This is a genomic window from Porphyromonas sp. CAG:1061 (genome assembly GCF_000435035.1).
In the GTDB taxonomy this organism is placed as follows: domain Bacteria; phylum Bacteroidota; class Bacteroidia; order Bacteroidales; family Porphyromonadaceae; genus Porphyromonas_A; species Porphyromonas_A somerae.
This window is the reverse complement of record NZ_HF988852.1, coordinates 1-2,436: the sequence shown is the minus strand read 5'-3', so window position 1 is coordinate 2,436 and position 2,436 is coordinate 1. Positions and strand designations below refer to the sequence as shown.

The 2,436-nt window shown below is 51.2% G+C and carries 3 protein-coding genes and 1 tRNA gene; all 4 read right to left on the bottom strand.

The annotated features are described in order from the left end of the window. The coding region (locus QVO39_RS01105; protein WP_288171363.1) for an NAD(P)H-hydrate epimerase at positions 1-616 on the bottom strand (616 nt) is incomplete at its 3' end. Between the two features lie 26 nt (positions 617-642). Further along, positions 643-1,650: a lactate/malate family dehydrogenase gene (locus tag QVO39_RS01100; RefSeq protein WP_021902651.1), complete on the bottom strand. Its 1,008-nt coding sequence runs from the start codon at positions 1,648-1,650 to the stop codon at positions 643-645. A 123-nt stretch (positions 1,651-1,773) separates the two neighbouring features. Further along, on the bottom strand, positions 1,774-1,965 hold the full coding sequence (locus tag QVO39_RS01095; protein WP_018029097.1) for a hypothetical protein: 192 nt from the start codon (positions 1,963-1,965) through the stop codon (positions 1,774-1,776). A gap of 67 nt (positions 1,966-2,032) precedes the next feature. Continuing rightward, positions 2,033-2,106 (bottom strand) — tRNA-Arg (locus QVO39_RS01090). Positions 2,107-2,436: the final 330 nt, after the last annotated feature.

Sequence of the window (2,436 nt, the reverse complement as noted above, 5' to 3'; positions counted from 1 at the left end):
CCCGCCACTGACCCACATAAGGCTCATTTTCGGGCAAAAGGAGTAGTAGCTTAGGACTATAAAAGGTGTAGGTGACGTCGGCCTTTAATATCTTGGTATAGTCAATAGGCCCCTCCACTTCTTCACTCATACCAGAGGGGATCTCCAGTGCCACCTTGATCGCCTTTATCTGATTGAGGTACTTCGTCACATTATTGAGCGAAGCCATCAGCTCCCGCCCCTGTATTCCATCAATCAGAAGGTCTTGGGGAGCCAGCTCTGGGAGGGCAAAAGCATTGGTTGTCACCTCGGTGAGGTGCGATGAAACTTCCATAAAGGCATCACGCTCATGGGCCACTTCGTCGGGCAAAGTACCTTTAGGATTCAGGAGCAACACCTCTACATCATACTGCATGCCCACTAGCGAGGTGCCTACCCTGATCGCCAAAGCCCCCTTTTCGTTGGGCCCAGCAAAGATCACCGCACGGCGAGCAGCATAGAAGTCCTGCTTCAGGCGATTGCATACCGCAATTCCCTTGTGCGCCATCAGCTCCGAGGCATCCTCCCAATCGGTACGCTCTGCCACCAGCTCTGCCTCCATCTCCGCGATCTCTCTCGAGCTATATATCTTTTGCATCTTCTCCCTTTATATATTGTATCATATTATATCATTTCCACCAGCTCCTCTTCCCTCTGGAGGAGACGCCCCCACTCACTAGGGTCGGGCAGATACCCACCCTTTATCAATTGTTGCCTCATCCTTTCAATCGAAGCAAATGCCCCATCCAGTGCCGCCCCATCGCGAGCTGTGAGCTTCGTGGGCAGATGGTAGCACCCTTGGCTATCTATCTTGGTGAGAAGCGAACCAAAGGTATGAGGGTACCGACGGGAGTGATGATACCTAGCCGTAGGGAGCTCAAAAGGCTCACAGTCCGTGGCCATCAGCATCCGCAATACATGCACCGCTGGGCTTTGATAGGCAGTCTGACCTCTCTGCTTGTAGATAGAGATGCCACCATACCGCACCGCACGCACCAGCTCCACCTCCTCCTCACTGCTGATGCCCATCTCGCTGAGTGAAGCACCATTTACCCGAACTCTATCAAGCATCGGTGCCATTGCCCCATCGTGGCTTCCCAAGGTGTAGACATCGCTAAGTACCCTAGGCGGTACCCCCAACCAACGCACCAACGTCCTTCGGAAGCGCTCGGTATCTAGCGACGAAAGGCTCATTACCCGTTCGGGCGACAATCCACTATGCACCAGCAGAGTGAGCCCCATCAGGTCGGAGGGATTGCTCACGCAGACCACCCGCTCCACTTTGTCCTTCACCGCGGAGAGTGCACGCCCACACTCCACTGCAAAGGGAGCATTGCTCAATAGCATCGCCTCGCGAGTGGTAGGACTACTCTGCACACTCTTGGCAAAGAGCAGATATCCCCCCTCCGATACCGCCTCCTCCATCGAGAGGGTGGTATGAATCTCAATTTCTCCGAAGCCCGACTCCTCTATCTCGTCCTTAATCCCTTGAAGCCGCTCCTCGCTCCCGCCACAAAGCACCAGTCGACGACTGAAACGCTGTAGCAGAGCATAGAATATCAATTCACTAGATAGCCGCCCCGTGGCACCAACCACCACCAGCGGACGCTCGGTAAAGTAGCCACCCTTCATCTCGTCGCTCTCTTAAGTTACCTCCCTACTAGCTTAGAATAGTGTACAGATAGGACGACCACCCAGGGATTGCATCACCTCTAGGTTGTCATCCTACACTCCTCCAGCTCTGAGAAGTGATGATTACTGATTCTCTTCGGGGAGAGAATTGTACTTTTTATCGAGGAAGATGTGAAGCAAAAAGCCCACAAGCACCAGTACAAGACCTATCACCAAACCAGTATTGGTCTGCCCTGTGCCAGCAAAGCCTAGATAAATCAATATAGCGGCGCCAATCACCTCTACCAAAATCCCAAGATAGGTAATCCCCTTCATATACTTCGAATATTGTAAGTTTGTAAGTTCTGTTCGTTTTGTCTGAGCTACATCAGTAGCCCCATCGTGACCCAGAAGGGATTCAAACCCCCGACCTTCAGAACCGGAATCTGACGCTCTATTCAGCTGAGCTACTGGGCCAAAATACACCGCGTGGAGGCAACCACCCCATCGCTAGGTACAAAGGTAGCAAAAGATTTCCATACTCTCACCCCTTGCAACCCCCTTTTTACAGAACCGTCGCATCGGGAATTAAGTAATAAGCGAATGAACCGCTCTCTTTATACCCTTTTACCAATACCCGAACAACCATTCACACATTAGTATATTAGTATATTATGTGGAGCCTACCAAAGGCTATTCTAAGACTAGAACCGTTCATCCAAAAGGAGTGTGGGACTACTCATATACTTATTATAGACCTATAAAAAGTGGGTGGCGTAAGAGGGCAAAAGTTTAGTTGCAACTAAG